The following is a 25620-nucleotide window of genomic DNA, read 5'->3' on the forward strand; positions in this document are numbered from 1 at the left end:
GGCCGGTGTGCGCCGGGCCCGCCGCCACCCTCACCGGTCATTCGCCGGCTTCCAGGTCGCCCTCGGTCTCCAGGTACACCTCCCGCAGCGCGGCGAGCACCGCCGGGTCGGGCTTGGCCCACATCCCGCGCGACTCGGCCTCCAGCAGCCGCTCGGCGATGCCGTGCAGCGCCCAGGGGTTGGCCTGCTGGAGGAAGGCGCGGTTGGCCGGGTCGAGCACGTACGCCTCGGTGAGCCGGTCGTACATCCAGTCGGCGACCACGCCGGTGGTGGCGTCGTAGCCGAACAGGTAGTCCACGGTGGCGGCGAGTTCGAAGGCGCCCTTGTAGCCGTGGCGGCGCATCGCTTCGATCCACCTGGGGTTGACCACGCGGGCCCGGAAGACGCGGGAGGTCTCCTCGACGAGGGTGCGGGTGCGGACGGTCTCGGGGCGGGTGGAGTCGCCGATGTACGCCTCGGGGGCGGTGCCGCGCAGGGCGCGTACGGTGGCGACCATGCCGCCGTGGTACTGGAAGTAGTCGTCGGAGTCGGCGATGTCGTGTTCGCGGGTGTCGGTGTTCTTGGCGGCGACCGCGATGCGCCGGTAGGCGGTCTCCATCTCCTCGCGGGCCGGGCGGCCGTCGAGTCCGCGGCCGTAGGCGTAGCCGCCCCAGACCGTGTAGACCTCGGCGAGGTCGGCGTCGGTGCGCCAGTCGCGGGAGTCGATGAGCTGGAGCAGCCCCGCGCCGTAGGTGCCGGGGCGGGAGCCGAAGATGCGGGTGGTGGCGCGGCGTTCGTCGCCGTGCGCCGCGAGGTCGGCCTGGACGTTGGCGCGTACGTGGTTGGCCTCGGCCGGTTCGTGCAGCGCCGCGGCCATCCGTACCGCGTCGTCCAGCAGGCCGATGGCGTGCGGGAAGGCGTCCCGGAAGAAGCCGGAGACGCGCAGGGTGACGTCGACGCGGGGGCGTCCCAACTCCTCGTACGGTACGGGTTCGAGGCCGGTCACCCGGCGGGAGGCGTCGTCCCACACCGGGCGGATGCCGAGCAGCGCCAGGGCCTCGGCCACGTCGTCGCCGGCCGTGCGCATGGCGCTGGTGCCCCACAGGGACAGGCCCACCGTCTCCGGCCAGTGGCCGTGGTCGGCGCGGTACCGCTCCAGGAGGGAGTCGGCGAGCGCCTGGCCGGTCTCCCAGGCGAGGCGGGAGGGGACGGCCTTGGGGTCGACGGAGTAGAAGTTGCGGCCGGTCGGCAGGGTGTTGACCAGGCCGCGCAGGGGTGAGCCGGAGGGGCCGGCCGGGACGAATCCGCCGGCCAGCGCGTGGACGCTGTGGTCGAGTTCGGCGGTGGTCCCGGCGAGCCGGGGGACGACCTCGCGGGCGGCGAAGTCCAGTACGCGGGCGACCTGTTCGCCCTCGCCGGTGGGTACCGCGGCCGGGTCCCAGCCGGCGTCCTCCATCGCCTGGACGAGGGCGCGGGCCCGGGCCTCGGCCTCGTCGGCCGTGGTGCGGGTGGCGGCCGACTCGTCGAGGCCGAGGGCTTCGCGCAGCCCGGGCAGGGCGGTGGTGCCGCCCCAGATCTGGCGGGCGCGGAGGATGGCGAGCACCAGGCTCACCCGGCTCTCACCGGTCGGCGCGGTGCCCAGTACGTGCAGACCGTCGCGGATCTGGGCGTCCTTGACCTCGCACAGCCAGCCGTCGACGTGCAGCAGGAAGTCGTCGAAGCCGTCGTCGTCGGGGCGGTCGGCGAGGCCGAGGTCGTGGTCGAGCCGGGCGGCCTGGATCAGCGTCCAGATGCGGGCGCGGATCGCCGGGAGCTTCGCCGGGTCCATGGCGGCGATCTGGGCGTGTTCGTCGAGGAGTTGTTCCAGCCGGGCGATGTCGCCGTAGGACTCGGCGCGGGCCATCGGCGGCACCAGGTGGTCGACGAGGGTGGCGTGCACCCGGCGTTTGGCCTGGGTGCCCTCGCCGGGGTCGTTGACCAGGAAGGGGTAGATCAGCGGGAGGTCGCCGAGGGCGGCGTCCGGGGCGCAGGCGGCCGACAGACCGGCGTTCTTGCCGGGCAGCCACTCCAGGTTGCCGTGCTTGCCCAGGTGGATCACCGCGTCGGCGCCGAAGCCGCCCTCGTCGCGCGGGGCGGCGATCCAGCGGTAGGCGGCCAGGTAGTGGTGGGAGGGCGGGAGGTCGGGGTCGTGGTAGATGGCGATCGGGTTCTCGCCGAAGCCGCGCGGCGGCTGGATGAGGACGAGCAGGTTGCCGTGGCGGAGGGCGGCGAGCACGATGTCGCCCTCGGGGTTGCGGCTGCGGTCGACGAACAGCTCGCCGGGCGCCGGGCCCCAGTGTTCCTCGACGGCGGAGCGCAGTTCGGGCGGGAGGGTGGCGAACCAGCGGCGGTAGTCGGCGGCCGGTATGCGCACCGGGTTGCGGGCGAGTTGTTCCTCGGTGAGCCAGTCCTGGTCGTGGCCGCCCGCCTCGATGAGCGCCCGGATCAGTTCGTCGCCATCGCCGGAGGCGAGTCCGGGGACCTCCGCGCCGGTACCGAAGTCGTACCCCTCGTCCCGCAGCCGGCGCAGCAGCGCGACGGCGCTCGCGGGGGTGTCCAGGCCGACCGCGTTGCCGATGCGGGAGTGCTTGGTGGGGTAGGCGGAGAGCACCAGCGCGACGCGTTTGGCGGCGGGCGGGATGTGGCGCAGCCGGGCGTGGCGTACCGCGATCCCGGCCACCCGGGCGGCGCGTTCGGGGTCGGCGACGTACGCCGGGAGGCCGTCGGCGTCGATCTCCTTGAAGGAGAACGCCACGGTGATCAGCCGGCCGTCGAACTCGGGCACCGCGATCTGGCCGGCCGCGTCCAGCGGGGAGACCCCCTCGTCGCCCGCGGCCCAGTCGGCGCGCGAGCCGGTCAGGCAGAGGGCTTGCAGGATCGGGACGTCGAGGGCGGTCAGGGCGCCGGCGTCCCAGGACTCGTCGTCGCCCCCGGCGGAGGCGTCGGCGGGCCGGGTGCCGCCCGCGGCGAGGACGGTGGTGACGACGGCGTCGGCGGCCCGCAGCGCGTCGATCAGCTCCGGTTCCGGCGCCCGCAGCGAGGCGACGTACAGCGGCAGGGGCGTGCCGCCCGCGTCCTCGATCGCGTCGCACAGGGCGTGGACGAAGGCGGTGTTGCCGGCCATGTGGTGGGCGCGGTAGTAGAGCACGGCGACGACGGGGCGGCCGGTGCCGTCGTCGCGCGCGACGCGTTCCAGCGGGCCCCAGGTGGGCGCGGGCGCCGGGGGTTCGAAGCCGTGGCCGGTGAGCAGGACGGTGTCGGAGAGGAACCGGGCGAGGTGTTCGAGGTTGGCCGGGCCGCCGTGGGCGAGGTAGGCGTGGGCCTCGGCGGCGATGCCGACCGGGACCGTGGAGGCGGCCATCAGCTGGGCGTCGGGGGCCTGTTCGCCGGTGAGGACGACGACCGGGCGGCCGTCGGCGAGCAGCAGGTCGAGGCCGTCCTGCCAGGCGCGGACGCCGCCGAGGAGGCGTACCACGACCAGGGCGACGCCGTCGAGGAGGTCCGGGAGGCCGTCGAGGGGCAGCCGGGCCGGGTTGGCGAAGCGGTAGCGCACCGGGCCGCCGGCCGCGCGGGCGCTGAGCAGGTCGGTGTCGGAGGTCGACAGGAGCAGGACGCGGGGGTGCGTGTCGCGCTCCCCGGATGACGGCTGCATGCGGTCGCTGGCCTTCCTCGGGGTCCGCGCCCCGGGCGGTGTCGGATGGCTCCGCCGCGCGCCAAGTGGTGCGCGGCGGAAGGGAGTTCCTGGCTCACCCGGCCCCGGGGGGCGGGCTCACAGTGGCGGGACCGCGCCGGATTCGCACCGGGCTTCCTCCCTGGTCGCCATGGTGGCGGTGGTGGAACGGATGATCCACCGAGGAGCATAGTAAGGGGCACCGAGGAATGGCGGGGAGTACACCGGGTGCGATCATCGGTATGCTCGCGGCCATGTCAACGGCTTCCACCCCTCCGTCGTCCCAGGCCGCGGCGGTCTCGCGGGATCGCGGTGACGCCTGCCCGGGGGCGCTGCGGCTGCACGCCGCGGACGACGGGGCGCTGGCCCGCGTCCGGCTGCCCGGCGGTGTGCTGACGACCCGTCAGGCCGAAGCGCTGGGGTCGGCGGCACTGCGGCTGGGCGACGGCGACCTGCATCTGACCTCACGCGGCAACGTGCAGTTGCGCGGGCTGCCGGCCGGGTGCGGTGCCGAACTGGCCGGGCTGCTGGAGGCCGCCGGGCTGCTGCCGTCCCCGGGACACGAGCGGGTGCGCAACGTCGTCGCCTCGCCGCTGTCCGGGCTCGACGGGCACGGGCTGCGGGACGTACGGCCGTGGCTCACCGGCCTCGACGCGCTGCTGTGCGCGAGCGAAGCGGCCCGCGAGCTGTCCGGGCGCTTCCTGTTCGCGCTGGACGACGGGCGCGGGGACGTCGCCGGGCTCGGCGCCGACGTCACGGTGCGGGCGGTTCCGGACGGGGACGCCCTGGTGCGCCTCGGGGCGTCCGGGACGGCGCTGCGGGTGCCCGGCGGGCAGGCGGCGCGGGCCACGCTGACGGCCGCCGAGGTCTTCCTCGACGCCGCGCGGGCGAGCGGGACGCGTGCCTGGCGGGTGGCCGAACTCGCGTTGCCTGCCGAGGAGTTGACGGCCGCGCTCGGCCGCCGTCTGACGGCGGACGGCATCAACCACGCGACGGGCGTACCGGAGGCCACCGGCACCGGCGGTCCGCTCCCCGGGGTGACCGGCGACGCCTTGTCGGTCCACGTTCCGCTCGGCCGGCTGTCCGCCGCGCAGTGGCGGGAGCTGACCCGGGCCGCCCGCGGTGAGCTGCGGCTGACCCCCTGGCGCGGCGTCGTCCTGCCCGCACCGGGCCTCACCCCCGAGCGGGCGGCCGACGCGCTCGCCCGGCTGCGCGCCGTCGGCCTGGTCACCGACCCCGACTCGCCCTGGCCGCGGGTGGGCGCCTGCGTCGGCCGCCCCGGCTGCGCCAGGTCACGGGCGGACGTGCGGACGGACGCCGCCGCGGCCCTGGACGCGGCCGGACTCCCGGGCCTCCCCCTGTACTGGTCCGGGTGCGAACGCCGCTGCGGTCACCCCGTGGGCGACCGGATCGACGTGGTGGCCGCCGAGGACGGCGGCTACCGGGTGAGCGTCACCGCCTCCGGCCGGGCGCCGCGCACCGCCACCGTGGACCACCCCTCCCGACTCGCCACCGTCCTGGCGGCGATCACCTCATGAGCCGTATCCCCGACGAGAGCAGCGAGAAGAATACCGTGTCCCGCTACGACTACGAGAAGGACGGCGCGGCCATCTACCGCCGGTCGTTCGCCACCATCCGCGCGGAAGCCGATCTGGCGGGGCTGCCCGCCGACGTCGCCCAGGTCGCCGTGCGGATGATCCACGCCTGCGGGATGACCGACCTCGTCGGCGACCTGGCGTACACCCCCGCCGTGGTCGCCCGGGCCCGCGCGGCGCTGCGTTCCGGCGCGCCGATCCTGTGCGACGTCCAGATGGTGGCCAGCGGCGTGACCCGCAAGCGGCTGCCCGCCGGCAACGACGTGCTCTGCACGCTCTCCGACCCGGCCGTCCCGGAACTGGCGGCGAAGCTCGGCACCACGCGGACCGCCGCCGCGCTGGAGCTGTGGCGGGACCGGCTGGAGGGTGCCGTGGTCGCCGTGGGCAACGCGCCCACCGCGCTCTTCCGCCTGCTGGAGATGGTCGAGGAGGGCGCCCCCCGGCCCGCCGCCGTCATCGGCGTGCCGGTCGGCTTCGTCGGCGCCGCCGAGTCCAAGGACGCCCTGGCCGCCCACCCGTCCGGGGTGGACCACCTCGTCGTCCGGGGCCGCCGGGGCGGCAGCGCCCTCGCCGCCGCCGCGCTCAACGCGATCGCGAGTGAGGAAGAGTGAGCGCCAAGCTGTACGGGGTCGGGCTCGGCCCGGGTGACCCGTCCCTGATGACCGTCCGGGCGGTCGAGGTGATCGCCGAGGCCGACGTGATCGCCTACCACAGCGCCCGCCACGGCCGTTCCATAGCCCGGTCCATCGCCGCCCGGCACATCCGCGCCGACCACGTCGAGGAGCCGCTGGTCTACCCGGTGACCACGGAGACCACCGACCACCCGGGCGGCTACCGGGGCGCGATGGAGGAGTTCTACGCCCAGGCGGCGGCCCGGCTGGCCGCGCATCTGGACGCGGGGCGTACCGTCGCCGTCCTCGCCGAGGGCGATCCGCTCTTCTACGGCTCGTACATGCACATGCACAAGCGGCTCGCCGACCGCTACCCCACCGAGGTCGTCCCCGGTGTCACCTCGGTCTCCGCCGCCGCGGCGCGGCTGGGCACCCCGCTCGCCGAGGGCGAGGAGGTGCTGACCGTGCTGCCGGGCACGCTGCCCGAGGAGGAGCTGACCGCCCGGCTCGCCGCCACGGACGCCGCCGTGGTGATGAAGCTGGGGCGCACCTTCCCCAAGGTCCGCGCGGCGCTGGCCGGTTCGGGACGGCTGGCCGAGGCCCGGTACGTCGAGCGGGCCACCATGGCCGGGGAGCGGCTGGCCCAACTGGCCGACGTGGCCGAGGAGTCGGTGCCCTACTTCTCGGTGGCGGTGGTGCCCGGCCGGGCCGGCGCCGGACGGCCCGCGCCGGACGGGCCCGGCGAGGTGGTCGTGGTCGGCACCGGCCCGGCCGGGCCGCAGTGGCTGACCCCGCAGACCCGTGCCGCCCTGGCCGCCGCCGACGACCTCGTGGGGTACACCACGTATCTGGACCGGGTGCCGGAGCGTCCCGGTCAGCACCGGCACGGCTCGGACAACCGGGTGGAGTCCGAACGCGCCGAGTTCGCCCTCGACCTGGCCCGGCGCGGCCGTCGCGTCGCCGTCGTCTCCGGCGGCGACCCGGGGGTCTTCGCGATGGCCACCGCCGTGCTGGAGGCCGCCTCCCGCCCGGAGTACCTGGACGTCCCGGTACGGGTGCTGCCGGGGGTCACCGCGGCCAACGCGGCAGCCGCCCGGGCCGGCGCCCCGCTCGGCCACGACTACGCCGTCGTCTCGCTGTCCGACCGGCTCAAGCCCTGGGAGGTCATCGCCGGCCGGCTGCGTGCCGCGGCCTCGGCCGACCTGGTCCTCGCGTTGTACAACCCCGGCTCCCGCAGCCGTACCTGGCAGGTGGGCAAGGCCCGGGAGGTGCTGCTGGAGCACCGGGCGCCGACCACCCCGGTGGTGGTCGCGCGTGACGTGGGCGGCCCCGGCGAGCGGGTGCGGATCGTGCGCCTGGCCGAGCTGGACCCGGCCGAGGTCGACATGCGCACCATCCTGCTGGTCGGCTCCTCGCAGACCCGCACCGTGCGGCGGGGGGACGGCGAGGAGGTCGTCTGGACCCCGCGCCGGTACCCGACGGGGTGAGCGCGGGCGGCGCCGCCCGGGGGCTCAGCCGTCCTGCCGGGCGGCGCGCTCGCCGATCCAGCGGGCCGCCTCCTCGGGGCCGGACACCACCGGCACCCCCTCGGGGACCGGCGGGCGGCGGACCACCACCACCGGAATCCCGGCCTCCCGGGCGGCGGTCAGCTTCGGCGCGGTCGCCGCTCCCCCGCTGTCCTTGGTCACCAGCACCTCCACGCGGTGGCGGCGCAGCAGTTCGCGTTCCCCGTCGAGGGTGAACGGGCCGCGGTCGAGGACGACGTCCATCCGCGCCGGGTGCGGGGCCTGCGGCGGGTCCACCGAACGCACCAGGAACCACAGGTCGTCCAGGGCCGCGAAGGTGGCCAGACCCATCCGTCCGGTGGTGAGGAAGACCCGCCGGCCGAGGTCCGGCAGCAGCCGGGCCGCCTCCTCCAGCGAGGCGGCCTCGTGCCACCGGTCGCCCTCGACGGGGACCCAGCCGGGGCGGCGCAGGGCGAGCAGGGGAACATGGGCGGTGGCGGCGGCCCGCGCCGCGTGGAAACTGATCGTCCCGGCGAAGGGGTGGGTGGCGTCGATGAGCACGTCGACGGCGTGGTCGCGCAGCCACCCGGCGAGCCCCTCGGCCCCGCCGAAGCCGCCGACGCGCACCTCGCCCGGGGGCATCCGGGGGCTGGCGACCCGCCCGGCGAGCGAACTGGTCACCCGCCGGCCGGGGACGGCGTCCAGCACCTCGGCCAGCCGCCGGGCTTCCGTGGTTCCGCCCAGTATCAGTACGTGCATGGAGGTCCGGGTCCGTTCATGAGCAATGACGTGCGAGGGGCCGGCGAGCCCACCGGGGGCCGCGGTGCCCAACTCAAGCACACCGGGCTGCGGCCCGGCTGGACCACCGGTGCCTGTGCGACGGCGGCCACCACGGCCGCGTACACCGCCTTGCTGACCGGGGCCTTCCCCGACCCGGTGACGGTGACGCTGCCGAAGGGGCAGACGCCGTCGTTCGCGCTGGCGGCGGAGGAGCTGACCGGCGGGTACGCGATGGCGGGGATCGTGAAGGACGCGGGGGACGACCCGGACGTCACCCACGGCGCGCTGGTGCGGGCCACGGTACGGCGGTTGCCGGCCGGATCCGGTGTGGTCTTCCGGGCGGGCCCGGGGGTGGGCACCGTCACCCGTCCCGGGCTGCCGCTGCCGGTCGGCGAGCCCGCGGTCAACCCGGTGCCGCGCCGGATGATGCGCGAGCACGTCGCCCGCGTCGCCGAGGCGCACGGCGGCACCGGGGACGTCGAGATCACCGTCTCCGTCGACCACGGCGAGGAGATCGCCCGCTCCACCTGGAACCCGCGGCTGGGCATCCTGGGCGGCCTGTCGATCCTGGGCACCACCGGCGTCGTCGTGCCGTACTCGTGCTCGGCGTGGATCGACTCGATCCGGCGCGGTGTCGACGTGGCCCGGGCGGCCGGGCGCACCCATGTCGCCGGGTGCACCGGGTCGACCTCCGAGAAGACCGTGGTCGCCGAGTACGCGCTCCCCGAGGACGCCCTGCTGGACATGGGGGACTTCGCGGGCGCGGTGCTCAAGTACGTCCGCCGGCATCCGGTGGAGCGGCTGACGATCTGCGGCGGCTTCGCCAAGTTGTCGAAACTCGCCGCCGGCCATCTGGATCTGCACTCCGGGCGTTCCCAGGTCGACAAGGGCTTCCTCGCCGAGGTGGCCCGCCGCGGCGGCGCGGACGAGGCGCTGGCCGCCGAGGTGGCCGCCGCCAACACGGGCCTGGCCGCGCTCCAGTCGTGTCTGGTGGCCGGGGTGCCGCTGGGTGATCTGGTCGCCACGGCCGCCCGCGACCAGGCGCTGGCGGTGCTGCGCGGGGCGCCGGTCGCGGTGGACGTGATCTGCATCGACCGGGCGGGGACCGTGGTGGGCCGCAGCGCGGTGGCCTGAACGGCGGTCAGTGCGGGTGGCGTTCGCGTTCCGGCGAGTACAGGTGGCTGTCGCGGAAGTGCTCGGCGCCGAGCGTGCGTCCCACCATGATCACGGCGGTGCGCACCACCCCGGCCTCCTTCACCTTCCCGGCGATCTCCGCCAGCGTGCCCCGGATGACCAGTTCGTCCGGGCGGGAGGCGTAGGCCACGACGGCGGCGGGGCAGTCGGCGCCGTAGTGCGGCAGCAGTTCGCCGACCACGCGGTCGACGTACCGGGCCGCCAGGTGGAGCACGATCAGCGCGCCGCCGCGGCCGAGGGTGGCCAGGTCCTCGCCGTCGGGCATGGCGGTGGCGCGCTGGGCGACGCGGGTGAGGATCACCGTCTGGCCGACGGTCGGCACGGTCAGCTCCCGCTTCAGCGCGGCAGCCGCGGCGGCGAACGCGGGGACCCCGGGGACCACCTCGTACGGCACCCCCGCCGCGTCCAGCCGCCGCATCTGCTCGGCCACCGCGCTGAACACCGACGGGTCCCCGGAGTGCAGCCGCGCCACGTCGTGCCCCTCCTGGTGCGCGCGGACCAACTCGGCGGTGATCTGGTCCAGATCGAGGCGCGCGGTGTCCACCAGGCGTGCGTCCGGCGGGCATTCGGCCAGCAGCTCGCGCGGCACCAGGCTCCCCGCGTACAGGCAGACCCGGCAGGCGGCGAGCGTACGGGCACCGCGCACCGTGATCAGGTCGGCGGCGCCGGGTCCGGCGCCGATGAAGTACACGGTCATCTGTCTGCTCCCGCGAGGTCGTACGGCTTTGTTGCACCCTAGTCGCAGCAGCGGCACCCGTACGGAGCCGGGGTCGGCCATCTGACGTTGCGTCAGATGGCGGCCACCGCGGGCTTGAGGGTGTCCTCGCACCACTGCCGGAAGGTGGTCGGGCCGGTCACCGCGTTCGGCAGCGTCCGGGTGGCGCCGCGGTCGTAGCCGTCGTCCTTGGCGGCCATCATGTCGAGCATGGCCTGGGCCATGGCGTCGGAGAACCCGGCGCCGGTGAGCCGGTCCCGCAGCGCTTGGCCGGGGATCCGGCGGTAGCGCACCGGGGTGCCCAGCACCTCGGAGACGACGGCGGCCATGTCGTCGTTGGACAGGTCCTCCGGTCCGAGCACCGGGACCTCCTCCTGACCGCTCCACGAGGTGTCCAGCAGCAGGCGGGCGGCGACGTCGGCGATGTCGCGGGTGGCGACGACCGGCGACGGCAGATCGGGCGCGGTGACGTCGAAGAAGGCACCCTGTTCCCTGATCGCCCCGGCCTGCCGCAGCATGTTCTCCATGAACCCGGGCAGGCACAGCGCCCGGAACGCCACCCCGGTGCTCGCGATCAGGTCGTCCATGGCGAGCGAGGCGGTCACGTGCCCGGCCCGCCCGGCGTACGGGGTGCCGCGGCCCAGGGTGCTCACACCGACGACGCGTTTGACGCCCGTGGCGCGCATCGCCTCGGCCGCGGGGCGGGTGAAGCCGACGTACGCCTCCTCGGCGCCGGCGGCGCGACGGTCGGCGGGCAGCAGCCAGAACACGGCGTCGGCGCCGTCGAAGGCACGGGAGACGACCCGGGCGTCGCCGTGCGAGCCCTGGACCACCTCGGCCCGGTCGCGGACGGCGGCGTCGAGCCGGGCCGGGTCGCGCGCGATGACGCGGACGGACTCGCCGGCGGCGAGGAGCCGGGTGAGGACCTGGCGGCCGATGTTCCCGGTGGGAGCGGTGATGACGATCACGGCATCTCTCCAGCAGACTGGGGGCGGATGATCGAGCTAGGTAAACTAGACCGTACCGTTTACTTTTTGGGGACACAAGTCGATGAGCCGAGCAAGCGAGCCGCGGCGGCGGGGCGAACAGCGGCGCGGTGCGGAACTGCGCCGCCACATCCTGTTCGTGGCCAAGGACGTCTTCCTGGAGACCGGCTACGAGCGGGCCTCGATGGACACCGTCGCCTCCCGCGCCGAGACCTCCAAGCGGTCGCTGTACGCGCACTTCGAGAGCAAGGAGAAACTCTTCCTCGCGGTGCTCGACCTCATCCGCGAGCTGTACCTGGGCAAGCTGCGTACCCCGGACGCCTACGCCGAGGACCCCGCCGAGGCGGTGACGCTCTTCTGCGGGCGGTTCCTGGAGCTGATGACCTGGGAGGCGCAGGTACGCACCTGCCGGCTGGCCATCGCCGAGGCCGAACGCCTGCCGGGCAGCTCCACCGCCTACTTCGACGCCGTCTTCGCCACCACCCACGAACGGCTCACCACATACCTGGCCGACCACTCCCCCCTGGCCGGCCCGGACGCCACCGCGCTCGCCGAGGACCTCCTCGCCCGCACCGTCCTGCCCAAGCTCTTCCGCACCCTCCTCGGCGTCGACCCCGCCCTCACCGCCACCCCCGGCGACGCCGCCGCCGTCGAGAACGTCGACCTCACCGAGATCCGCCGCACCGTGACCACCGCCCTGCCCCGCTGACCCCCTCGCCCCGTGCCGGACTCACGCCCCTCCGGACGCCCCGACCCGCTCCGTCGGCCCACCGAACGCCAGCACCAGCGTGCGGGAGGCGAGCAGCCACTCGCCGTCGACCACGCGGAAGACGTCCTCGTAGTGCCCGACGTTGGCGGGAAGACGGGGCGGCAGCATGCCGGAGGTGTGGCCGTCGACGCGGTAGGTGGTGAAGTAGGTGGTCGCCACCGCCGTCGTCGCGGAGGTGACGGTGACCAGGAGGTTGGTGCACATCCGGCGCGACAGCCGGTCGGCGGGGCGGGAGCCGAAGTAGTCGCGCAACGCCTCCCGCCCCGCCACCCGCCGACCGCCCTCGGGCCACTGCCACACACCGTCCGGCGTGAACAGGTCCGCCACGGTGGCCGGGTCACCCAGGTCGAGCCTGCGGACGAGCTCGAGGATCAGCCGCTCGCAGGCCCGCTCGGCGAGCAGGAGGTCGGTCGAGGACAGGGACTCGGTCGGCGCCAGGGGCTCGGTGTCCATGCCCCAGTCCTACCACCTCGGACCGGGACGGTGCGGGTCCGTTGAGTCGTCGGCGGGGGCCGGGGGGCGACGAAACACCACAGGCTGCCCAAGCCCTCACTCAAGGGGTCAGCCGGTGCAGGTCACGCGGGAAGAGCGCGGTGCGGCGGATGTTGTCCGCACGCACCAGGCGGGCGGTCCACCGTTCGAGGCCGAGGGCGAAGCCACCGTGCGGCGGCATCCCGTGCCGGAAGGCGGACAGGTAGCCGGCGTACGGCTCGGTGGCCTCGCCGCGCGCGGCAAGCGCGGCCACGTAGTCCTCGTAACGGTGCAGCCGCTGGCCGCCGGTGACCAGTTCCAGCCCGCGGAAGAGCAGGTCGAAGCTGTTGGAGTGGGCCGGGCGGCCCGGTTCGGGGTGGGTGTAGAAGGGCGCTTGGCCATCGGGTAGCCGGTGACGAACAGGAACTCGCTGCCGTGTTCACGCAGCGCCCACTCGCTCAACGCCCGCTCGTGCGCCGTGGCGAGGTCGGGCTCGTCCGCGCCGAGCAGGGCCATCGCGTCGGCGAAGTGGACGTGCGGGATCTCGGCCGGCACCTCGGGCAGCGTGGCCTGAAGCAGTCGGACGGCCTCGCCGGCCCGGCGGGCGACCTCCTCCGTCATCGCCGCGACGACCTCCCGCACCACGGCCATCACGTCGTGGTGGACGCCGATGAAGCCCAGTTCGGCGTCGAGACTGGTGTACTGCGCCAAGTGGCGTGCGGTGTCGTGGGGTTCGGCGCGGAAGACCGGCCCGGTCTCGTAGACCCGCTCGAAGACACCGACCATGGTCTGCTTGAAGAACTGCGGGGACTGGGCGAGGTGGGCGGGGCGGCCGAACCAGTCGACGGTGAAGACATCGGCCCCGGACTCGGTCGCCGAGGAGACCACCTTCGGGGTGTGGATCTCGGTGAACCCCTGGGCGTCCAGGGCCGCACGGAAGCCCGCCACGGAGGCGGCGGAGATCTGGTGCGGAGCCCGCAACCGCGGGTGCCGCAGGGTGACCGGGGCGTGGTCCAGGACGGTGGGCAGGGCGGCGGGCACGGTGGGCCGGTGCAGCCCGAACGGCGGTGCCTGCGCCGGGCCGGACAGCGGCTCGACCACCGGTGAGGTCAGCTCGACCCCGCCGGGCGCCTGCGGGTTGGCGGTCACCGTGCCGCGCACCCGCAGCACGGTCTCCTCGGGGAGGCCGCCGTCCGCCCCGGACGCCACGATCTGGCCGAGTCCGGAACGGTCGCGCAGGACGAGGAAGGTGACGTTCTTCAGCTCACGGCGGCGGTGCAGCCAGCCGCAGACTTCGACGGTCTCACCGACGTGGGCCGCCAGCTCGGCGGCGAGTACACGGGTGGCAGGACGGATCATCGCGGCCCTCCAGGGGCGTCGTGGTGATCCCTTGGGGGTGCGGGCGAGAAGGGTGACTCGCTGTGCCACCGCACCTTCGCCGCCGCCTTCGGCAACGGCCTCGTTCGGGCCCGATGACGGGGGCCGGCCGGCGGGGCATGGGGCCCACGGGCCGTTCCTCCCCGCACTCGGGAGGGTCTTCACCCCGGTACGCGGGACTGCCTTCACAGCTGCCAGCAGCTCTCTCGACCCGCGCGGATCCGGGGATACTCGGCTCCGTCGACGCGTTGCACGCCAGCGTAGGGGGGAGCGGCCGACGGCGACAACGGAATTGGGCCCGCAGCGGATCCGGCGCCGGCCGACGGTCGTCACGCGGGACGCGATAACCGTTTGACGCCCTTTCCCCGACGGCGGTGGGATGGGAGCCGTGACCACCGAGCAGACGGATCCCGGCCCGCGCCTCGTCGACGAGGGCCTGGTGCGGCGGCTGGTCGCCGGGCGGTTTCCGCGGTGGGCCGACTTGCCGGTGGCGCGGGTCGCGTCCGGCGGCACGGTCAACGCGATGTACCGGCTCGGTGACGACATGGTCGTACGGCTGCCGTTGGTGGCGGGCGGGGTGGAGGACGTCGTCCGGGAGCGGGAGTGGCTGCCGCGACTCGCGCCCCTGCTGCCCACGGCGGTGCCGGAGGTGCTCGCCGCCGGGGAGCCGGCCGAGGGGTATCCGTGGCCGTGGTCGGTGTACCGGTGGCTCGCGGGAGACAACCCGAGGGAAGGCGCGGTACGCCAACCGATGGCCCTGGCACGGGAGTTGGCCCGCTTCGTGACCGCGATGCGCGGCGTTTCCCTGCCGGGAGCGCCCGACGCCCACCGTGGCGGTCCGCTGGACTCCCTCGACGCGTCGACCCGTTCGGCGATCGAGGCGCTGCGCGGCATCCCGGAGGAGGGGATCGACTGCGACGCCGTGACCGCCGTGTGGGAGGACGCGCTGCGCGAGCCGGGGTGGTCGGGGCCGCCGGTGTGGCTGCACGCCGATCTCATGCCGGGCAACCTGCTGGTGGACGGCGGCCGGCTGACCGCGGTGATCGACTTCGGCTGCCTGGGCGTCGGCGACCCGGCCTGCGACCTCTTCCCCGCCTGGAACCTCCTCCCGGCCGACGCGCGCGACGTCTTCCGCGCGGCGCTCGACGTGGACGACGCCACCTGGAACCGCGGCCGGGCACGGACGCTCTCCCAGGCCCTGATATCACTCCCCTACCACCGTGACAGGAACCCGGCGATGGCCCGCAACGCCCGGCACGTGATCCGGGCCGTGCTGGACCCGCGCTAGACGCGGCGCACCCTCCACCGGCGCCGCGCCCCACCGGGCGGACGCGGCGGCTGCGCGGGCCCGCCGGGTCAGACGAAGACGGCGAAGGCCAGGAAGAACGCGGCGAAGAGGGCGACCGCGATCAGGATCAGGGTCATGGGGAGTTTGCCCCAGCCCTTCGTCGGGTTGTGCGTCTCGCGGGGGCCGGCGCCGGGCATGCTGCTCTCCGCCGGGGGCGTCTCCCCCGGCGGCACACCACCACCCGGCTCCAGACCGGGCGCGGTCCGCGGATCGGGATCAGGGTTCGGCTGGGTCATGGCCTTCGGGTACCCGTTCCGGACGGAAAGCCACGGCTCGAATGCGTTCCGGGGCGGGAGAACGCGTCCTCACCCGGTCGCGTCGTAGGCAGGGAGGCGCCGACCGTCCGGCGCGCGGACCTTCCGGACGGTTCCTCGCCCGGGTCGGTGACCGCCAGGTCACGTCGGTTTCGCGCCCGGCGCCGGGCACCCGCCGCGGGGCGGCTGTCACCGCATGCGTACTCACTCTTTCGTGGGGCGCACCGGCCTGTCGGCCCTCCGCGGGGCGAGCGGTTGGGACGATCCGGCGGGTAGCGGAACGACACGGAAAGGCGCATCCATGGACACCCTCACGGCGAAGCGGCACATCTTCACCATGCTGGACACCGACGGTGACGGCGTCATCTCGCGGCGGGAGTATCTGGCCCGGCCGGAGCGGGCGGCGAGGGCGCTGGGACGGGACGGGGACGATCCCCTGGTGCGGGCGGCGCGGGTGGCCCATGAGCGGGTGTATGCCTCGATGGACGCGGACGGCGACGGCAGGGTGACGTTCGAGGAGTACGCGACGTGGGCGGGGGGTGAGGTGTTCGACGGGGTCTGCCGGCAGGCGTTGGGGGCGTTGTTCGACCTGGCCGACGCCGACGCGGACGGGGCGCTGGCGCGGGCGGAGTTCACGCGGCTGCGTTCGGTGCTCGGGAACGACGCCGGCAACGCGGCGAAGGCGTTCGACGCGCTGGACACCGACGGGGACGGACGCGTGGGCCGCGACGAGTACCTGGCGTCCATCCGGTCCTACGTGGCCGAGGGCGCCTCGCCGATGGCCGAGGCCCTGCACGACGGCGGCGGCCAGGTCGCCGGCGGCCCCTTCGCCTGATGTTGTGTCAGATTCCGTGACGGCGGTCGCCGAGGACCTGTTCGGACACGTCGCGTTCGGCCCGCGCCGAGAAGGCACCGGGGGCCCGCCGGGCGGTGACGGCGCGGCGGGTCTCCTCGGCGATCAGGTCGGCGTTGACGGCGGCGGCGGCCCGGACCCCGGCGGCGGCGGAGCCGATGACCTGTTCCATCAGGTTGGTGGCGTTGCCGGCCACCCACACCCCGGGCACCTCGGTGGCGCCGGTGGGGTCGGCCGCGAGGTAGGTGCCGATCACGGTGCCGGCCACCTCCTGGGCGACCGGCTTCAGGCCGAGGCCGGCCAGGAAGTCCACCCGGGCGGTGAGGCGCGAGGCGACGGCGAGGGCGCGGCGGCGCACGAGGGTGCCGTCGGCCAGCCGTAGTCCGGCCAGCCGCCCGCCGTCCTGTTCCACCGCGGTGACCTCGCCGTCGACCACCGCGATGCCACGGGCGGCCAGTTGCTCGTACTCCTCCTCGTCCGGCTCCGGCGCGGTGTGCAGGAAGAGGGTGACGTCGTCGCTCCACTGCCGCCACATCAGCGCCTGGTGCACCGCCATGGGTCCGGTGTTCAGGACGCCGATCGGCTGGTCGCGTACCTCCCAGCCATGGCAGTAGGGGCAGTGCAGGACGTCCTTGCCCCACAGCGCGGCGAGGCCGGGGACCTCGGGGACCTCGTCCACCAGGCCGGTGGCCACCAGCAGCCGCCTGCCGTGCGCGGTGCCGCCGTCGGCGAGGCGGACGGCGAAGCCGGTGCCGTCCCGTTCCACGTCGGTGACCCGGCCGGAGCGGATCCGGCCGCCGTAGGACCGCACCTCGTCCCGTCCGGCGGCCAGCAGCTCGACCGGCGGCCGGCCCTCCGAGCCGAGGTAGCCGTGGACCCCGTCCGCCGGGGCGTTGCGCGGTTCGCCGCCGTCGACGACCAGCACCGACCGTCGCGCCCGGGCCAGGATCAGCGCACCGCTCAGACCGGCCGCGCCGCCACCGATCACCACCACGTCGTACCGTGCCGTGTTCTCGTTCATAAGGCTTCCTCCTTCTGACCGCAGCGTGCGCCCGCCCTTCCGTTCTTGACAAACCTCCTTGCCATAACAGCAAATGGGACCGTGGCTGACGACGATCACCTGGCAGACGTCCTGACCGGACTGGGACCTCGGCTGCGTGCTCTGCGGCAGGCACGCGGGCTCACCCTGACCCGGCTCAGCGCGGTCACCGGGATCTCGGTGAGCACCCTGTCGCGGCTGGAGTCGGGGCGCCGGGAGCCGACGCTGCGGCATCTGCTGCCGCTCGCCACGGCGTACGAGGTGCCCCTGGACGAACTGGTCGGCACGCAGACCGGCGACCCCCGCGTCCACCCCCGGCCGTTCACCCGGCACGGCCAGACCTGGATCCCGCTGACCCGTTACCTCGGCGGGATACACGCCTACAAGCAGGTGCTGCCCGCCGCGCGGACCCCGCGCACGGGGCGCCCCGCGCAGAACACGCACGAGGGCTACGAGTGGATCTACGTCCTCTCCGGCCGCCTGCTGCTCTCCCTCGGCGACCGCGATCTGGTGCTCACCGCCGGGGAGGCCGCGGAGTTCGACACCCGCCTCCCCCACGGCATCGCCAACGCCGGGGAGCACCCCGTGGAATGGCTCGCGCTCTACGGGGCGCAGGGCGAACGCATCCACGTACGCGCCCGCCCGGCGGACGGCTGACGTCCGTACCCGGTGGACCCGGTGACGGCTCAGCCCTCTCCCGCCGCCACCGCTCTGACCTGGGCGAAGTACGCACGGTGGGCGCGGCCCTCGCCGATGGCGCCGCTCACCACGCCGACGGCGCCGAAGAGCAGCGCGCCGCCGCCGACGAGCCATTCCGGCACGGTGCCGCCGGAGGCGGGCAGCACGTAGGAGGGGTCGCCCGGGTCGTAGCGCACGGCGACCTCGGCGCCCCGCGGCAGCCCCTTGACGCGGCCGTTGTCGGCGTCGTACGTACGGCCGCCGACGGTCCAGTGGTACGAGCAGGTGCCGCCCTTGGCGGAGCCGCCCCGGCACTCGTCGATCACCGCGGAGGTCCGGGTGCGCAGCACGATGTCGTCCCGCACCTGGCTGACGACCCCGCCCAGCCCGCCGACCGCGATCAGCCCGCACAGGAAGGTCACCGGGAACCACGCTTCGGTGCGGGCGGCGACCCCCGACTCCTCGGCGAGTTCGGCCGCGGTGTTGTTGACGCGTACCGCCAGCGGTCCGCCGGCGATCAGGGTGAGCAGCCCCGCGGCCATGAAGCTGACGATCAGGTAGCGCAGTCCGAGCAGCGCCTCCAGCACCAGCACCGCGGCCACGACGGCCAGGTAGGCCGCCCCCAGCGCGGTGGTCCGGCGGCCGAGCCGCAGCACCCGCTGAGCCGCCTTCGTCCCCCCGTTGATCACGCCCGGACGATAACAGACGGTTTCGAGGGCCTCTGCGCCCCGGTGCCGGCACCTCCGGTCCGGTTGAGGACGGGTTCCCTGCCGAGCAGCGCGCCGCGCAGCCGCAGGTGAGCCTCGCCGCCATCGACGACCGCTACACCGAAGCGAATTGACACCCCGTCAGACACTCACCCGCGCGACGAACGCGGTGACGTTGGCCACCGTCCGGCCGACCTTCTCCTCCACCGTGAGCGTCTCGTGCAGGCGGATGCCCGAGCCGCTTTCCTTCCTGCCTCGTACGTAGAGCGAGCAGGAGAGGTCGTCGCAGATGTAGGCGCCCACGGAGTCGCCCTGTTTGCCGGCCTTGCCAGCTTTCGGGGCGACCATCAGTGAGACGCCGCCGTCGCGGGTGGTCAGGCAGATCGAGCACATGCTGCGCCGCGTCTGCCAGGAGGCGGCGGCGGGGCAGCGCAGGGCGAGGCCGCGCGGGCGGCCGTCGACCATGGTGACCAGGTAGGCGCGGTCGGGTGCCTGGGGGTCGCGCCAGCCCAGGTAGTCGAGGTCGGCCCAGGGCCGCTCCGCGAGGTCGCGCGGGACGGCCAGGCGCTTGGCCTCGCCCTTGGTGCAGTTCACGAAGGAGGCGCGGATCTCTTGTTCGGTCAGCGGTTCCATAAGGGCAGCCTAATTTGCCTAAAGGCTTTAGGCAAGTGCATAATCGTTTATGGCACAGAGGAGGAAGCCGATGGCACGCGTAGGACTGACCACGGAACGTCTGGTCCGGGCCGGGGCGGAGCTGGCGGACGAGGTCGGGTTCGACCAGGTGACCGTCTCGGCGCTGGCCCGACGGTTCGACGTGAAGGTCGCGAGCCTGTACTCGCACGTGAAGAACTCGCACGACCTGAAGACCCGGATCGCCCTGCTCGCCCTGGAGGAACTCGCCGACCGGGCCGCCGACGCGCTGGCGGGACGGGCCGGCAAGGACGCCCTGGCCGCCTTCGCCGACGTCTACCGCGACTACGCCCGGGAGCACCCCGGCCGCTACGCCGCGGCCCAGTTCAGGCTCGACCCCGAGGCGGCGGCGGCCAGCGCCGGCGTCCGGCACGCGCAGATGACCCGGGCGATCCTGCGCGGCTACGACCTGACCGAGCCCGACCAGACCCACGCCGTACGCCTGCTGGGCAGCGTCTTCCACGGCTACGTGAGCCTGGAGCTGGGCGGCGGCTTCAGCCACAGCGCCCCCGACTCGCAAGCGACCTGGGAACGCGTCCTCGACGCCCTCGACGCCCTGCTGCGCAACTGGCCCACGCCGTCCTGACCGACCCGTACCCCTCCCCCTCCCCCGCACCTCGACCGAGAGGCGATCACCATGAACGCCGGCACCGACTGGATCACCACACCCATCACCGAAAGCCTTCTGCGCGGCGCCATCGAGCTGGAACCCACCACGCACGGTGTGCTCCCGCACCGGCTGCCCGCCTGGGCCCGCGCGCAGTGCACCGACGGCCAGCTCGCCATGGCGGAGTCCCAGCCCTCCGGTGTACGGCTGGCCTTCCGCACCCGGGCCACCACCGTGGAGCTGGACACGCTGCCCACCAAGCGGGTCTACCCCGGCATGCCGCCCCGCCCGGACGGCCGCTACGACCTGATCGTCGACGGCCGCCTGGCCGGCCAGGCCAGTGTGACCGGCGGCAACGTCCTGACCATCGACATGACCAAGGGCACCTTCACCACCGAGGCCGGCCCGGTCGGCACCCTGCGCTTCGGCGGTCTGCCCGACCACGCCAAGGACGTCGAGATCTGGCTGCCGCACAACGAGACCACCGAACTCGTCGCGCTGCGCACCGACGCCCCCGTCGAGCCCGCCGACGACCGGGGCCGCAAGGTCTGGCTGCACCACGGCAGTTCGATCAGCCACGGCTCCGACGCCGCCAGCCCCACCACCACCTGGCCCGCGCTCGCCGCCTCCCTCGGCGGTGTGGAACTGGTCAACCTCGGGTTCGGCGGCAGCGCCCTGCTCGACCCGTTCACCGCCCGCACGATGCGCGACACCCCGGCCGATCTGATCAGCGTCAAGATCGGCATCAACCTGGTCAACAACGACCTGATGCGGCTGCGTGCCTTCACCCCGGCCGTCCACGGCTTCCTGGACACCATCCGGGAGGGCCACCCCACCACACCACTGCTGGTCGTCTCCCCCGTCTACTGCGCCATCCACGAGGACACCCCGGGGCCGACCATGCCGGACCTGGACGAACTCAGCTCCGGACGGCTGCGGTTCCGGGCGGCCGGCGTCCCGGCCGAACGCGCCCAGGGCAAGCTGACCCTCAACGTCATCCGCGACGAACTGGCCCGGATCGTGGCCCAGCGGGCCGACGACGACCCGAACCTGCACCACCTCGACGGCCGGGAACTCTACGGCGCCGCCGACTACGCCGAACTCCCGCTGCCCGACGAGGTCCACCCGGACGCCGCCACCCACCGGCGCATGGGCGAACGCTTCGCCGGCCTCGTCTTCTCCGGCGACGGCCCGTTCACGAGCCGCTGACGGCGAACCAGCGCACGGTGGCGGCCAGGGCGTCCGGCAGCGGGGTGGCACCGACCCCGAACGCGGCCGTGAAGGCGCTGTCGTCCATCACGAACGGTTCGGTGTGCCAGTAGAACAGCTCGGCGTACTCGGCCATGAAGGCCTCGTCGAAGGGCCCCCAGGGGCGCGGTTCGGCGACCACGTCGACGTCGAGCGGCTTGCCGGTGATCTCGCCGATCAGGTCGAAGACCTGCCGGGTGGTCCTGGCCGGGGCGACGGGCAGGTGCCACAGGCGGCCCGCCGCCTCGTCGCGTTCACCCAGGGTGGCCAGGCCGCGGGCGAGGTCGGGGACGTAGGTGTAGCTGCGCGGCAGGTCGATGTCGCCGAAGGCGGCGACGTTCGCACCGCGCAGGGCGGGCGGGAAGACACTGGCGCCGAGCGAGGCGACCAGGGTGCGGGGCCCGAAGAAGTCGGCCGCCATGCCGAGGGCCACCCGTACGTCGCCGGCGCGGTGGGCGTCCAGGTAGCGCCGGGCGATCCCGGCGCGGACCCGGCCCTTGCGTGAGGTGGCGGCGAACGGCGTGTCCTCGGTCATCGGCACGCCGCCGGTCGGCCCGTACAGGTTCAGCGTCTCGACGGTCACCAGTGTGGCCTCCCCGACGGCCGCGAGCAGCGCCCGCTGGATGCGGGGCAGCGCGTCCGGCTGCTGCTGGTAGGGGACGTGCGTGCAGTTGTAGACGACCGCGGCGTCCGCGACGACCTCACGCAGCCGCGCCGCGTCGGTGACGTCGGCCGTGACGAGTTCGACCCCGTCGGGCAGGGCGGCGCGGCCGGACCTGTTGACGGCGCGCACCCGGTGCCCGCGGGCGAGGAGTTCGTCGACGAGGGCGAGTCCGGCGGGTCCGGTGCCGAGTACCACGTGCCGGTTGCGATCGCTCATGCCGTCTCCAGATCTCGATGTGTTAGTTGGTCGTACTTTTGTTACACCCCTTAACTCCCGATACAGTGACTCGCGTGAGTGAGAATGTCAAGAAGCCGACGAGTCCACGCCAGCGCTACCGGGTGCAGAACCGCGAGGAGATCAAACGGCTCGCCACCGAGCAGCTCGCCCGCTCCGGCCCGGCCGGCATCTCGCTGTCGCGGATCGCGGGGCGGATGGGCTTCACCGCCCCCGCGCTCTACCGGTACTTCGCCAACCGCGACGAGCTGATCACCGAGCTGATCGTGGACGCCTACGAGGACCTGGCCACGGCCGTCGAGGCCGCCGTCGAGGAGGGCTCCGAGCCCCGGCACCAACTCGGCGAGCTGGCCGGGGCCGTCCGGCGCTGGGTGCTCGCCCACCCGCACCGCTATCTGCTGATCGCGGGCGCCCCGCTCCCCGGCTACCGGGCGCCGGAGCGGACGACGGAATCGGCCCGCCGCGTCCTCGGACCGTTCGTCGCCGTCTTCGCCCGGCTGCCCCGCGACCCCGGCACCGGCCTCGACCGGCAGTTCCAGCACTGGCTGGAGACCGACGACGCGGCCGGTGACTGGGTGCGTACCTACCACGGGGACGCCGCCGCGCTACGGGCCGCGGTGAGCGCCTGGTCCCGCATGCACGGCGTGCTCAGCCTGGAGCTGCAAGGCAACTTCGGCGGGATGGACTTCGACCCCGAACTCCTCTTCGTCACCGAGGTGATGGCGCTCGCCGGGGGGTGACGCCACCGACGGACGGGGTCAGGCGCGCATGCCGCCGTCGACGCGCAGGACCGTGCCGGTGACGTAGGAGGCGCGGTCGCTCAGCAGCCAGGCCGCGACCTCGGCGATCTCCTCCGGCTCGGCCGCGCGGCGCAGCGGGGTCCGCGCGTTGAGCCGGTCGATGACGCCGGGGGAGTTCGCGTCCCACGCGCGCAGCATCTCGGTGAGCGTGGTGCCCGGGGCGATGGCGTTGACGCGGATGCCTTCCGGGCCGTAGGTGACCGCGGCCGACTCGGTGAGGCTGTTGAGGGCCCGCTTCATCGCGCCGTACACGGGCAGTTCGGAGTTGGCCCCCAGGCTGCCGACGCTGGAGGTGTTGACGATGGCGCCGGTCCGGGCGGTGGCGCGGATGGCGGCCACCTCGGCGGCCATGGCAGCCCACTGGCCCTTGAGGTTCACGGCGTAGACGTGGTCGAGATCGGCCTCGGCCACCTGGTCCAGCGGGCCCGGCGGCACCCCCGTCGCGCCGTTGTTGAAGGCGACGTCCAGCCTGCCGTAGACCTCCACGACGCGGTCGACCGCGCGGCGCACCTGGGCCGCGTCGGACAGGTCGCACACCACGTGGTCGGCGGTGCCGCCGGCCGCCCGGATCTCCTCGGTCACCGCCGCCAACTGGGCCTCGGTACGCGCCGACAGCATCACCAGGGCGCCTTCCCGGGCGAACAGCCGCGCCGCGGCGGCGCCGATGCCGCGGCCGGCACCGGTGATGAAGGCGACCTTGCCGGCCAGCAGTCCGGGTGCGGTGATGTCGGTGTTGGTTGTCTCGTTCATGGCGGCAAGCCTGTACCGGACCGCGCGGCCCAGCCAGGCACCAGCGGTACCTGGCTGATCCCCCGGCGCCCGCGCACACTGGGGGCGTGGACAAACGAGAACTCGCCGGTTTCCTGCGCAGCAGACGTGAGCGGATCTCCCCCGCCGACATCGGTCTGCCCGCCGGGCCGCGCCGCCGTACCCCGGGGCTGCGCCGGGAGGAGGTGGCGCAGCTGGCGTTCATCTCGACCGAGTACTACACGCGGCTGGAACAGGCCCGCGCCCCGCGTCCGTCCCGCGAGGTGCTCGCCGGGCTGACCCGCGCGCTGCGCCTGACGGACGCCGAACGCGACCACCTCCACCACCTCGCCGGCACCCCGCCCGGCCCGCCGCCCGGCCCCTCCCGCGAGGTGCGTCCGAGCCTGCTGGACCTGCTGCGCCGGCTGCCCCAGGCCGCCGCGCTCGTGCTGTCGGCGACGTACGAGGTGATCGCCTGGAACGACCTGGCGGCGGCGCTGCTGGAGGACTTCTCCGCCCTGTCGCGCCGCGACCGCAACCTGGTGCGCCGTGCCTTCCTCGGGCCGCGCCCGGACGGACGGCGACTGTACGGGCTGTCGGACGCGGACACCTTCGCCCACACCATGGCGCAGAACCTGCGGGCCACCGCCGCCCGTTACCCGGACGACCCGGAGGTGACCGGCCTGGTGGACGAACTCCTGGCCGGCAGCGCGGAGTTCGCGGGGGTGTGGGCCTCGCACGGCGTACGGGCCGAACCCACCTTGTGCAAGACGCTCCACCATCCGCTGGTGGGCCCGGTGCACGTCAACTGCGACGTGCTCGACGTCACCGACCGGGACCAGCGGGTCGTCATCTACACGGCGGCGCCCGGTTCCCCGTCCGAGGAGGCGCTACGGCTGCTGGCGGTGGTGGGCACGCAGCGGATGGAGGTGTCCGGCTGAGCGAGGGGCCGGCCGATCCGGAAGCCGGTGACGACATCGGTGCTGATCCGGATCGCGTGCGCCATCGCGCCGCCGACCCACGGCCGCAGGGTGTGGTGGTAGCGGCGCAGCCGTTCCGGATCCGTCACCGGGGCGGCGACGCCGGTGACCACGACGCTCCATCCGGTGCGCCGTACGGGGTCGAGCGCGTCGGCCTCGTAGGCGACCACCGCGCCCTGGCCGGCCGGACCGAGCAGGGCCGCGCCGCAGTGGGTGCGGATGATCACCTCGTCGCCGTCGAGCAGATGGTTGACCGGCCGGATCGCCGGCAGCGCCCGGTGGCTGAAGACCACCCGCCCCACCGGCACACTCGCCAGCAGGTCCAGCGCCTCCTGGCGTGACATCGCCGGTCCGGGCGGCGGTTCGGCGTCGCCGGGGCGGCCGGCCGCTCGCCCGCGGTCGCTGACGGTGCTCATGGCCCCCATTCACGCACGCGGCCACCGGGGTCCGGTAGGGCCCAAGGTCCCTGGGCCGTGTCGTCAGGCCGTCACGCCGCGAAGCCCACGGTGGTGACGTATTCGTACTGGCCCCACTGGGAGCCGAGGTCGGTGATGTGGTCGGTCCAGGCGTTGTCGAGTGCCTGGTCGTCGCCGGCCGCCCAGGCGTCCACCAGGCGTTCCCAGTGGCGGATGTTGAGGGTGCGGTAGGGGACGACGCGCTGGCGGGGACGGAGGACGTGGCTCTGGTCGAGCGGGTGGATCTCGACACGGGTGCCCCGGCCCTGGCGGTTGAGGCGGCGCAGCAGGTAGCGGGCGACGTTGTGGCGGCGCACGGTGCGGTAGGCGGTCTCGACGGCGTCGAGGTTGGCCCGGGTGGGGCGGCGTCCGCCCTTGAGCCAGGCGTTGAGGGTGCGGTCGGTGACGGTCAGCCCGGCGGACCGGGCGGCGGCGCGGGCGTGCGGGGTGCGGGTGAGGTAGTGCAGCCGGGCGAGGAGGCCGCGGTTGGTGGTGACGGGGGTGGCGATGAACCCCGCGAGGTCGTCGAGGCGGGCGGCGACGGCCTGGTGGCCCTTGACGCCGCGGGCGCCGTACTTGCCGAAGTCGATGGTGCGTTCGGGCACGCCAGGGGCTCCTTCGTCGC

At 74.2% G+C, this 25620-nt stretch carries 25 protein-coding genes, 1 pseudogene and 1 riboswitch; of the genes and pseudogenes, 12 read left to right on the top strand and 14 right to left on the bottom strand.

Translation table 11 applies throughout. The features are described 5' to 3' along the window. Positions 1-37: 37 nt before the first annotated feature. Positions 38-3670, bottom strand: a complete 3633-nt coding sequence (cobN, locus tag SCATT_RS28965) for a cobaltochelatase subunit CobN (RefSeq protein WP_014151855.1) — start codon at positions 3668-3670, stop codon at positions 38-40. Between the two features lie 63 nt (positions 3671-3733). Beyond that, positions 3734-3885: riboswitch (cobalamin riboswitch) on the bottom strand. 45 nt (positions 3886-3930) lie between these two features. Between cobN and cobG the strand changes: the two genes are divergently transcribed. The 3 genes from cobG to SCATT_RS28980 are packed head-to-tail and all read left to right on the top strand — an operon-like array spanning position 3931 to position 7381. Continuing rightward, positions 3931-5226: a precorrin-3B synthase gene (gene cobG / locus SCATT_RS28970; RefSeq protein ID WP_193789274.1), complete on the top strand. Its 1296-nt coding sequence runs from the start codon at positions 3931-3933 to the stop codon at positions 5224-5226. Beyond that, complete coding sequence (locus SCATT_RS28975) at positions 5223-5894, top strand: precorrin-8X methylmutase (protein WP_014151853.1); 672 nt, start codon at positions 5223-5225, stop codon at positions 5892-5894. Before cobG ends, SCATT_RS28975 begins: the two co-directional genes overlap by 4 nt. Further along, positions 5891-7381, top strand: coding sequence for a precorrin-2 C(20)-methyltransferase (locus SCATT_RS28980; RefSeq protein WP_014151852.1), 1491 nt, complete (start codon positions 5891-5893; stop codon positions 7379-7381). The genes SCATT_RS28975 and SCATT_RS28980 overlap by 4 nt, the downstream gene beginning before the upstream one ends. A 24-nt stretch (positions 7382-7405) precedes the next feature. On the opposite strand, the gene SCATT_RS28985 is transcribed toward SCATT_RS28980, so the two are convergent. Next, positions 7406-8158 carry a cobalt-precorrin-6A reductase gene (locus SCATT_RS28985; RefSeq protein ID WP_014151851.1) on the bottom strand — a complete coding sequence of 251 codons (753 nt, stop codon included), beginning with the start codon at positions 8156-8158 and terminating at the stop codon, positions 7406-7408. Positions 8159-8176: 18 nt separating this feature from the next. On the opposite strand from SCATT_RS28985, the gene SCATT_RS28990 reads away from it, so the two are divergent. Beyond that, entirely contained in the window at positions 8177-9313 is a 1137-nt protein-coding gene (locus SCATT_RS28990) for a cobalt-precorrin-5B (C(1))-methyltransferase (RefSeq protein ID WP_041823728.1), read from the top strand. A gap of 7 nt (positions 9314-9320) precedes the next feature. Here the strand turns inward: SCATT_RS28990 and cobM are convergent, their stop codons facing one another. Further along, positions 9321-10070 (bottom strand): precorrin-4 C(11)-methyltransferase, encoded by a 750-nt coding sequence (cobM, locus tag SCATT_RS28995; protein ID WP_014151849.1) that lies wholly within the window; start codon positions 10068-10070, stop codon positions 9321-9323. A 92-nt stretch (positions 10071-10162) separates the two neighbouring features. Then, positions 10163-11056 carry an NAD(P)H-binding protein gene (locus SCATT_RS29000; RefSeq protein WP_014151848.1) on the bottom strand — a complete coding sequence of 298 codons (894 nt, stop codon included), beginning with the start codon at positions 11054-11056 and terminating at the stop codon, positions 10163-10165. Positions 11057-11138: 82 nt separating this feature from the next. Here SCATT_RS29000 and SCATT_RS29005 point away from each other — a divergent pair, with 82 nt between their 5' ends. Further along, a complete protein-coding gene (locus tag SCATT_RS29005) occupies positions 11139-11783 on the top strand; it encodes a TetR/AcrR family transcriptional regulator (protein ID WP_014151847.1) in 645 nt (214 codons plus the stop codon). Positions 11784-11804: 21 nt separating this feature from the next. Here the strand turns inward: SCATT_RS29005 and SCATT_RS29010 are convergent, their stop codons facing one another. Both SCATT_RS29010 and aspS read right to left on the bottom strand, forming a co-directional pair. Then, positions 11805-12296, bottom strand: a complete 492-nt coding sequence (locus SCATT_RS29010) for a nuclear transport factor 2 family protein (RefSeq protein WP_014151846.1) — start codon at positions 12294-12296, stop codon at positions 11805-11807. A gap of 100 nt (positions 12297-12396) precedes the next feature. Beyond that, positions 12397-14087: pseudogene (aspS, locus tag SCATT_RS29015) on the bottom strand (aspartate--tRNA(Asn) ligase). Here aspS and SCATT_RS29020 point away from each other — a divergent pair. Next, positions 14071-14979 (top strand): aminoglycoside phosphotransferase family protein, encoded by a 909-nt coding sequence (locus SCATT_RS29020; protein ID WP_041823726.1) that lies wholly within the window; start codon positions 14071-14073, stop codon positions 14977-14979. The pseudogene aspS and the gene SCATT_RS29020 overlap by 17 nt on opposite strands. Before the next feature lie 68 nt (positions 14980-15047). On the opposite strand, the gene SCATT_RS29025 is transcribed toward SCATT_RS29020, so the two are convergent. Then, positions 15048-15275 carry a DUF6480 family protein gene (locus SCATT_RS29025; protein ID WP_041823724.1) on the bottom strand — a complete coding sequence of 76 codons (228 nt, stop codon included), beginning with the start codon at positions 15273-15275 and terminating at the stop codon, positions 15048-15050. A gap of 319 nt (positions 15276-15594) precedes the next feature. Between SCATT_RS29025 and SCATT_RS29030 the strand changes: the two genes are divergently transcribed. Further along, a complete protein-coding gene (locus SCATT_RS29030) occupies positions 15595-16128 on the top strand; it encodes an EF-hand domain-containing protein (protein WP_014151841.1) in 534 nt (177 codons plus the stop codon). Between the two features lie 7 nt (positions 16129-16135). Here the strand turns inward: SCATT_RS29030 and SCATT_RS29035 are convergent, their stop codons facing one another. Further along, a complete protein-coding gene (locus SCATT_RS29035) occupies positions 16136-17167 on the bottom strand; it encodes an NAD(P)/FAD-dependent oxidoreductase (RefSeq protein ID WP_014151840.1) in 1032 nt (343 codons plus the stop codon). Positions 17168-17248: 81 nt separating this feature from the next. Between SCATT_RS29035 and SCATT_RS29040 the strand changes: the two genes are divergently transcribed. Next, positions 17249-17842, top strand: coding sequence for a helix-turn-helix transcriptional regulator (locus tag SCATT_RS29040; RefSeq protein ID WP_014151839.1), 594 nt, complete (start codon positions 17249-17251; stop codon positions 17840-17842). Positions 17843-17871: 29 nt separating this feature from the next. Here SCATT_RS29040 and SCATT_RS29045 read toward each other — a convergent pair whose 3' ends face one another. Next, positions 17872-18552, bottom strand: coding sequence for a DUF3592 domain-containing protein (locus tag SCATT_RS29045; RefSeq protein WP_014151838.1), 681 nt, complete (start codon positions 18550-18552; stop codon positions 17872-17874). 159 nt (positions 18553-18711) lie between these two features. After that, a complete protein-coding gene (locus SCATT_RS29050) occupies positions 18712-19203 on the bottom strand; it encodes an FBP domain-containing protein (protein WP_014151837.1) in 492 nt (163 codons plus the stop codon). Positions 19204-19273: 70 nt separating this feature from the next. Here SCATT_RS29050 and SCATT_RS29055 point away from each other — a divergent pair, with 70 nt between their 5' ends. Both SCATT_RS29055 and SCATT_RS29060 read left to right on the top strand, forming a co-directional pair. Next, complete coding sequence (locus SCATT_RS29055; protein ID WP_014151836.1) at positions 19274-19846, top strand: TetR/AcrR family transcriptional regulator; 573 nt, start codon at positions 19274-19276, stop codon at positions 19844-19846. A 51-nt stretch (positions 19847-19897) separates the two neighbouring features. Beyond that, on the top strand, positions 19898-21076 hold the full coding sequence (locus SCATT_RS29060) for a GDSL-type esterase/lipase family protein (RefSeq protein WP_014151835.1): 1179 nt from the start codon (positions 19898-19900) through the stop codon (positions 21074-21076). Here SCATT_RS29060 and SCATT_RS29065 read toward each other — a convergent pair. Beyond that, positions 21063-21995, bottom strand: a complete 933-nt coding sequence (locus tag SCATT_RS29065; RefSeq protein ID WP_014151834.1) for an NAD-dependent epimerase/dehydratase family protein — start codon at positions 21993-21995, stop codon at positions 21063-21065. The genes SCATT_RS29060 and SCATT_RS29065 overlap by 14 nt on opposite strands. 74 nt (positions 21996-22069) lie before the next feature. Between SCATT_RS29065 and SCATT_RS29070 the strand changes: the two genes are divergently transcribed. Further along, complete coding sequence (locus SCATT_RS29070) at positions 22070-22753, top strand: TetR/AcrR family transcriptional regulator (protein WP_014626758.1); 684 nt, start codon at positions 22070-22072, stop codon at positions 22751-22753. A gap of 18 nt (positions 22754-22771) precedes the next feature. Here SCATT_RS29070 and SCATT_RS29075 read toward each other — a convergent pair whose 3' ends face one another. Further along, positions 22772-23563, bottom strand: coding sequence for an SDR family NAD(P)-dependent oxidoreductase (locus SCATT_RS29075; RefSeq protein WP_014151832.1), 792 nt, complete (start codon positions 23561-23563; stop codon positions 22772-22774). 86 nt (positions 23564-23649) lie between these two features. Here SCATT_RS29075 and SCATT_RS29080 point away from each other — a divergent pair, with 86 nt between their 5' ends. Beyond that, the gene (locus SCATT_RS29080) at positions 23650-24501 is read left to right on the top strand and encodes a helix-turn-helix transcriptional regulator (RefSeq protein ID WP_014151831.1); all 852 of its coding nucleotides are present in this window, start codon (positions 23650-23652) and stop codon (positions 24499-24501) included. Here the strand turns inward: SCATT_RS29080 and SCATT_RS29085 are convergent. Together SCATT_RS29085 and SCATT_RS29090 are read right to left on the bottom strand one after the other, a co-directional pair. Continuing rightward, positions 24414-24956, bottom strand: a complete 543-nt coding sequence (locus SCATT_RS29085) for a pyridoxamine 5'-phosphate oxidase family protein (RefSeq protein ID WP_014151830.1) — start codon at positions 24954-24956, stop codon at positions 24414-24416. The two genes, SCATT_RS29080 and SCATT_RS29085, sit on opposite strands and share 88 nt — an antisense overlap. 71 nt (positions 24957-25027) lie before the next feature. Further along, positions 25028-25600, bottom strand: coding sequence for a hypothetical protein (locus SCATT_RS29090; protein ID WP_014151829.1), 573 nt, complete (start codon positions 25598-25600; stop codon positions 25028-25030). Between the last annotated feature and the right edge of the window lie 20 nt (positions 25601-25620).

Source organism: Streptantibioticus cattleyicolor NRRL 8057 = DSM 46488 (assembly GCF_000240165.1).
Lineage (GTDB): Bacteria > Actinomycetota > Actinomycetes > Streptomycetales > Streptomycetaceae > Streptantibioticus > Streptantibioticus cattleyicolor.